The organism is Kitasatospora sp. NPDC004799 (assembly GCF_040609095.1).
Classification (GTDB): Bacteria; Actinomycetota; Actinomycetes; order Streptomycetales; family Streptomycetaceae; genus Kitasatospora.
In genome coordinates, this window is record NZ_JBEXJK010000421.1 from 1 (window position 1) to 6,865 (window position 6,865).

The 6,865-nt window shown below is 73.7% G+C and carries 5 protein-coding genes; 1 reads left to right on the top strand and 4 read right to left on the bottom strand.

The features are described 5' to 3' along the window. Positions 1–270: 270 nt before the first annotated feature. Positions 271–1,260, top strand: a complete 990-nt coding sequence (locus ABZW03_RS34275) for an aldo/keto reductase (protein WP_355267288.1) — start codon at positions 271–273, stop codon at positions 1,258–1,260. A 99-nt stretch (positions 1,261–1,359) separates the two neighbouring features. Here the strand turns inward: ABZW03_RS34275 and ABZW03_RS34280 are convergent, their stop codons facing one another. The 4 genes from ABZW03_RS34280 to ABZW03_RS34295 form a co-directional block, all read right to left on the bottom strand. Beyond that, positions 1,360–2,172, bottom strand: a complete 813-nt coding sequence (locus tag ABZW03_RS34280) for an SAM-dependent methyltransferase (RefSeq protein ID WP_355267291.1) — start codon at positions 2,170–2,172, stop codon at positions 1,360–1,362. Positions 2,173–2,340: 168 nt separating this feature from the next. After that, positions 2,341–3,504: a macrolide family glycosyltransferase gene (locus tag ABZW03_RS34285; protein ID WP_355267294.1), complete on the bottom strand. Its 1,164-nt coding sequence runs from the start codon at positions 3,502–3,504 to the stop codon at positions 2,341–2,343. Then, positions 3,504–5,759 (bottom strand): cytochrome P450, encoded by a 2,256-nt coding sequence (locus ABZW03_RS34290; protein WP_355267297.1) that lies wholly within the window; start codon positions 5,757–5,759, stop codon positions 3,504–3,506. The genes ABZW03_RS34285 and ABZW03_RS34290 overlap by 1 nt, the downstream gene beginning before the upstream one ends. Then, positions 5,756–6,865: phosphopantetheine-binding protein (locus tag ABZW03_RS34295; protein WP_355267300.1), on the bottom strand; the 1,110-nt coding region annotated here is incomplete at its 5' end. The genes ABZW03_RS34290 and ABZW03_RS34295, both read right to left, overlap by 4 nt.

Here is a 6,865-nt window from a genome sequence, read left to right on the forward strand (position 1 = left end):
TGTTCCATCTCCTACCGCCCCCTGGGTAAACCTTTACTTCAACGGGGGTCCCCACGTGCTACTCCCGCTTATTGCGCGCCCGCGGGGGGGCCGGGCCCCCCGGGGGGGCCCGGCAACGCCGGAGGCCCGGAGTCCGTGCCGGTCCGCCACCGGAGGGCTCCGGCACCGTAGGGTCCTCTCCCAGGAGACGGGGCCCGGCCGGCCGCCCGGACCGGGGCGGTCGGAAGGTGTCGGGCCACGCGGAGACGAGACGAAGGGCCGGCACGCCACATGCGACAGCGCCATCTGCGGGACCTCCAGGTGTCGGCCATCGGCCTCGGCTGCATGGGGATGTCCGCCTTCTACGGCACGGCCGACCAGCACGAGGGCGTCGCGACCATCCGGCGCGCCCTCGACCTGGGCATCACCTTCCTCGACACGGCACAGGTCTACGGACCGCTCACCAACGAGTCCCTGGTCGGCGAGGCCGTCCGGGGGCACCGCGACGAGTACGTGATCGCCACGAAGTTCAACTACCGGATGGACGGCGCCGTACCGGGCGACATGTCGACCGTGGGCCGCCAGGACGGCTCCGCCGAACACGTCCGCGCGTCCGTCCACGGTTCCCTCGCCCGGCTCGGCACCGACCGCATCGACCTGTACTACCAGCACCGGGTCGACCCGAACGTGCCCATCGAGGAGACCGTCGGCGCGCTCGGCGAACTGGTCGCCGAGGGCAAGGTCCGGTACATCGGGCTGAGCGAGGCGAGCGCGGAGACCATCCGCCGCGCCGACGCCGTCCACCCGCTGACCGCCGTCCAGAGCGAGTACTCGCTCTGGACACGGGACGTCGAAGCCGAGGTGCTCCCCGCCTGCCGGGAACTCGGCATCGGCTTCGTGCCGTACTCCCCGCTCGGCCGCGGCTTCCTCGCGGGCCGCTTCAGCTCCCCGGACGAACTGGACCAGGACGACTTCCGCCGCACCAACCCGCGCTTCACCGAGGCCAATCTGGCGGCCAACCTCCAGCTCGCGGAGAAGGTGAAGGAGATCGCCGCGGAGAAGGGCGTCACCCCGGCCCAGCTGGCGATCGCCTGGGTCCTGGCCCGCGGCGAGGACCTCGTACCCATCCCCGGCACCAAGCGCCGCAGCTACCTGGAGCAGAACGCGGCCGCCGTCGACATCGAGCTCACCGCGGACGACCTGGCCCGCATCGACGCCGAACTGCCCGAAGCGGCGGGCGAACGCTACGACGAGGACGGCATGCGGTCGGTCAACCGCTGACCGGCCGGTCCGACGGCACAGCGGCGTCGTCAGCACCCCGCCCTCCTGCGGGAACCACGTCGGAGGGGCGCCGGAACGGGCTCCTGCAGCCGGCAGCCGCTACGGCTTGCGGGCCAGGCCGCAGGAGATCATCCGCTCCCACACCGTCAGCTCCCGCTCCCCCGAGCCGGCTTCCCCCGGTGCGGGATCCGGCCGCCACAGCGGGCAGTTCACCAGGCCCGGTTGGAGCAGTTCCAGGTCGCCGAACAGGGCCGTGATCTCCTCGTCGGTGCGCCAGCGGCCCCGGCCGAGGGTGTCCTGCAGCTTCTGCTGCGCGAGCCGGGTCTCCTCGTTCCCGCCGGAGCGGAAGTGGGAGATGTAGACCAGGCTGCCGGACGGCACCCGGTCCGCCCACCAGCGCACGAGGTCGGCGGGCCGTTCGTCGTCGTCGAGGTGGTGCAGGACGGCGCTGAAGACGAGTCCCACCGGCTCCTCGAAGTCGATCAGGCCCACCACCTCGGGGTGGTCGCGGATCCCCTCCGGCGCGCGCAGGTCCGCCTGGACCACCGCGGTGCGGTCGTCGGCGGCCAGCAGGGCCCGGCCGTGGGCGAGCACGACCGGATCGTTGTCCACGTAGACGACGCGCGCGCCGGGGCGGTGCCGCTGGGCGACCTGGTGCACGTTGTCGGCGGTGGGCAGACCGCTGCCCAGGTCGACGAACTGGCGGAGGCCGTCGTCGGCCATGGCGCCCACCGCGCGGACCAGCGCCCGGCGGTTGGCGAACGCGATCTCCACCGAACCGGGCAGGTCCCTGAGGAAGTAGTCGCCGACCGCACGGTCGACGGCGTGGTTGTCCGTGCCCCCGAGCAGGTAGTCGTAGACCCGGGCGATGCTCGGCTCCGACGGGTCGACGCCCGCGGCGGGATCCGTCATCGGCTCCCACTCCTGTCTCTCGGACCACCGGTGCGCCGATCGTAGAAGAACCGTCACGCGCCGCGCCGTTCCCCACGGCTGGTGTCGCGTGATCCGTCCGAGGTGGACGGCGGGACCGGGCTCCACCGGGCGGGGTGCGGGTGCGGACCGCCCGGTGGAGCCCGGCCGCTACCGCGCCAGCAGCTCCTCCAGGACGTCCGCCCCCTTGGACGCACCGCCCGCCCCGCGTACGATCCGGCCCAGGGCCTCCGCCCGGGGGCGGCAGGACCGGACGGCCTGGACGGCCTCGCGGAGGCCCTGCACCGTCGGCTCGGCGAGCGTCCTGCCGACCCGCAGCTCCTCCGCCCGCCGGGCGACCGCCCGCTGTTCCGGGATCTGCGGCACCGCCACGAAGGGCACCCCGTGGTGGAGCGACTCCATCACCGAGTTCATCCCGGCGTGGCTCAGGAACACCTCGGCGTGCCGCAGCACCGCCACCTGCGGCACGTGCGCGTGCACCTCGACGTTCGCCGGGACCGGGCCCAACGACCCCCGGTCCAGCCCGCCCACCGCCATGACGACCTGCCACTCGGTGTCCCCGAACGCCTCGACGCAGGTCCGGTAGAACGCGGGCCGGTCGTTGAAGACGGTGCCCAGCGAGACCAGCAGCACCGGGGCCGGCGACCGGGGGCTCCACTCCCCCGCGGTCTGCCGGCTGCTCAGCGACGGCCCGAGGAAGTGGAAGCGCTCGTCGAAGGTGTCCCCCGCCGGCTGGAACTCGCGCGGGACGAACACCAGGCTCGTCGGGGGCACGTGGCCGAACATCAGGTTCGGGTCCTCGAGGAAGGCGTGGCCCTGCGCGAACTTCCCCATCTCCTGGATCGCGGCCACCAGCCGGGGGTGGGTGTGGTCGAAGTCGGCCGGCAGGTACACCTGCGCCGCCGAGAAGGACTCGTTCTCCGCGAAGGTCGGCACCAGGGAGACCTCCCGCACCCCGAGCAGGTTCGCCAGCATCCTCCCGGTGAAGGTCACCGAGTCGTAGCAGACCGCGTCCGGCGGGTCGGCCGAGAAGTGCTCGGCCAGGACGGGGAAGGAGGCACGCGCGTCGTCGAGGTAGTACTCCATCGTCACGGCGAGCTGTTCCGCCGTGAACCCGCCCCGCGCCGCCAGGTCGGGCGGCAGCTGCGAGGGCAGGGTCACCGGCGACGCCCCGGCGGCCACGGCGGCGTCCATGGTGGCCGGTCCGGTGGCGTAGCTGACCCGGTGACCGCGCCGGACCAGCTCCTCGACCAGCGGCAGGGTCGGGTTCACGTGCCCGGACGCGGGCGCGCTCACCAAGGCGAGATGGGCCATCAGCTCTCCTCCAGGATGACCGGCAGGGTCTTGTGCCCGTTGGTGAAGAAGGAGCCCAGCGGCTCGAGTTCGGACGACGGGACGGCCAGCCGCAGCCGGGGGAACCGGGAGAACAGCGCGGACAGCGCCGTCGTCGCCTCCAGCTTCGCCAGGGGGCTGCCGAGGCAGAAGTGCACGCCGTGCCCGAAGGTGAGGTGGTCGGCCCGCGACGGCCGGGTGACGGAGAAGCCCTCCGCGTCGGCCCCGTGCTGCGCCGGGTCGCGGCCGGCCGCGCCGTAGGACAGCAGGATCGCCTCGCCCTTGCGGATCCGCACGCCGTCCACGGAAATGTCCTCCACGGCGTACCGCAGCGGCAGGTTCGGCACCGGCGCCTGCCAGCGCAGGGTCTCGTCCACCACGTCCTCCCACGTACTGGTCCCGGACCGGACCAGGGCGAGCTGGGACGGGTGCGTGGCCAGCGCGTGGACGGCGTGGTCGAGCAGGTTGACGGTCGTCTCGAAGCCGGCGGAGATGGTCAGCAGCAGGGTGTCCAGCAGTTCCCGCTCGGACAGCCGGGTGCCGTCCGCCTCCTGCGCGGCGATCAGGTCGCTGGTCAGGTCGTCGCCGGGGTCGCGCCGTTTGGCGGCCACCAGTTCCTTGAGCAGCATGTACAGCTCGCCGGAGGCGGCCTGCACGCCCGCCGGGTCCGCGTCGAGGCTGAACACCGCGTCCACCAGCCGCCGCAGGTCCGCGCCCGTCCGCGCGGTCAGCCCGAACAGTCCGGTGATGACCTGGATCGGCAGCGGGAACGCGAACCGTGCGCGCAGGTCGACCGCCTGCCCCGGCGGCACCGCGGCCAGGTCGGCGATCAGGCCGGCCGTGATCTCCTCGACGCGCGGCCGCGTCGCCTCGATCCGGCGCGGGGTGAACGCCTTGGCCACCAGGCTGCGCAGCCTGGTGTGGTCGGCCCCGTAGGCGGTGAACATGTTCTGCATCGCGACCCACATGATCAGCGGCCAGTCCGGCGGGATGTCGCCGTCGCGCCACATGGGCCAGTGCTTGTTCGCGTCCTTGGAGACCCTCGGGTCGAGCAGCAGCTTCTTCGCCAGGTCGTGCCCGGTGACGGCCCAGGCCGACACGCCGCCGGGCAGTTCGACGGGCGTGGCCGGGCCGCGCTCGCGCAGGGCGGCGGCCTCGCCGAAGATGTCGCCGCCCGAGGGGTCGATGACGTACGCGTCGGCGGGCGGGGCGGCCGGCGCGCGCACCGGCTCGGTGAGGACGGTGGCCGTCCGGGGCTTGGGCGGCTCGGTGACCTCCAGCAGGGCCGCGGTGAACCGCGAGCCCATCCCGAGGCCGATCGACATGATGGTGTCGCCGGGCTTCAGGGTCTCGTCGTGCAGCAGGTGGTCGATGCCGAGCAGTTGGTCGCACGGCCCGACGTGGCCGAGCTCGCGCAGCATCGGCCAGGTGGTGCGGCCCAGGTCGATGCCGAGCGGCTCCAGCACGACGACCTCCAGCTGGGCCAGGCCCAGACCGGTGACGACGAACCTGGTGATGTCGCCGACGCCGACGCCGGCCTCCTTGGCGGCCTGCTCGACCGCGGTGACCAGTGCCCCGCTCATCAGCGTCAGGTACGGGGCCAGGCCGGTGACCTCGATCGGCGTACGGTTCCGGTGGCCCTCGGGGTCCGGGATCGTCGGGGTGGCGAGGACCTCCATCTGGGTCGCCGAGCTGTTGGCGGTCGCGACCAGCCGCGCCCGGCCGCCCTCGCGGTTGAGCACGGCCGCGACCGCACCGTCGGCCAGGAAGATCCCGATGGTGGGCTGCCAGCGTTCCCACCGCGGCGGCAGGAACCGGGCGGTGGCCGTGACCAGGGTCGCGGTCGCGGCCGGGTCGGCCACCAGGTGCGCGGCGGCGGACTGCAGCGCGGCCGAGCCGCCGTTGCTGGTCGCCTCGACCTCGTAGACGAGGGCGTGGCCGAGGCCGAGGACCCGCTGCAGGTGGCAGGAGGACGCCATGTGGTCCTGGTGGTCCATCTGGGCGTAGGCGGCCATCGAGATGTCGGCGCCGCTGAGGCCGGACTCGCGCAGGGCTCCGATCGCCGCGTGCACGGCCATCGCGTGCTCGGTGACGTCGTCGGAGCGGGTGAACGACACGAAGTCCGACAGCGCGAGCAGCCGCCGCATGGTCGCGGTGTCCGGCACGGCCTCTGTCGCGGGCGTGCGGGGCGGCAGGTACCTCCCCGTTCCGCCGATGTAGACGTTGTCCCAGATCATGCGTGGTCCTTTCCCCTGAGTGCGGACAGCCCGGCCCCGTAGCCGCTGAAGTCGAGGAGCCAGGTGCTGATGGCCAGCGCCGTGGCCGCGGAGTGCTCCTCCAGGACGGTGAAGTGGTCGCCCGGGACGGTGAGCACCTCCTGGACGGTGGTGGACAGCCGGGGCCACGAGCGCTCCCCGGTGCCCACCAGCAGCACCGGCGCGGTGACGGGCTCCGGGACGCCGGCCAGGTCGAGGTAGCGGCCCATGGCCACCAGCCGGTCGTCGTCGACCGGCTGGACCTGGTGGCCGGCGTCGAGCATGCCGGTGAGCACACCCGGCAGGTCGTCGGGGTAGCCGTCGACGAGCACCACGGCGCTGGGCCGGGCCCCCCGCCGTTCCAGTTCCCCGGCGGTCGCCAGCGCCAGCCACGCGCCCACCGAGCGGCCGACCAGCACCGGCGCGTCGACGGCCGACGCGGCGTCGGCGAGCGCCTGGACCAGGACGTCGGCGTCCGCGGGCAGCGGGTCACCGGCGAAGCCCGGCAGGGTGACCGCCGTGACGTCGCGGGCGGCCTCCAGCGCCGCGGCGAACCGCCCGTACTCCTCGATGCCGCCGGACGCCAGCGCGGACGGCAGGCAGACCAGCGACGGCTGGAGGAAGCCGGCCGCGAGGGCGACCGTCTCGACCTCGGGCGCGTCGGTGGCCGGGCTCAGCCGGGACGCCGTGGCCAGCAGGTCGAGGCCGTCCTGCGCGCGGCCGACGTCGACGGCCTTGCGCAGCAGGCGTTCCATCGGCCCGGCGACCCGGTTCTCCGGCGAGCACAGCTGCCCGTAGAGGTGGTTGACCAGCTGTTCGGGCGTCGGGAAGTCGAAGACGAGGGTCGCCGGGAGCTGGAGCCCGGTGGCCGCGTTGAGCCGGTTGCGCAGCTCGATGGCGGTCAGCGAGTCGACGCCGTGGTCGCGGAACGGCTGCCGCGGGTCGTCGATCCCGCCGGGGGCCATCCCGAGGATGCTCGCGCTGTGCGTGACGACCAGGTCGAGCAGCAGGGCGCGCTGCTCGGGCTCGGGCAGGGCGTCGAGCCCGGCCCGCAGCTCGCCGGGGCCGGTCACGTCGGGGGCCGGCCC